Annotated in this window: 1 pseudogene; it reads right to left on the bottom strand. The window is 32.1% G+C overall.

Going from position 1 to position 361, the window contains the following annotated elements:
* Window positions 1–361 (bottom strand): annotated as a pseudogene (locus tag H2277_RS09195) (hypothetical protein); the annotation flags it as partial.

The raw sequence follows: 361 nt of genomic DNA, 5'->3' as shown, positions 1-361 counted from the left end.
GGAGTTTATCTAAATATCCTCTTTTATAAATCCATTCCAATCTTTCAGGGGTAAAATAATAAGGGGCATTAGGATAGCCTTGAGGAGGAGTGAGGGCTGCTAGTTTGGCAGTTAATACTAGAGTATCTTTGAATAAAGTGGCTTGTTGTTCACTCCAATCATTTGGAGTATCTACATCAAAATTAGTTTTCATCCCATTTCTATATCTATCCATAGCATCATCAAATTTATTTCTACTTTCAGGAGTAGAATCCATATCTCTTGGATCTTTTAATTTACCTTTTTCAATATCATTATATAAAGCCCAAATGATTCTACCTTCTTCATCATAGGCAAAATCATATTTATTTAAATCAATCGT

This window comes from Campylobacter sp. W0014, assembly GCF_020135975.1.
Classification (GTDB): domain Bacteria; phylum Campylobacterota; class Campylobacteria; order Campylobacterales; family Campylobacteraceae; genus Campylobacter_D.
Note: the sequence above shows the minus strand (reverse complement) of the source record. Positions and strands in the feature narration are given on the sequence as shown.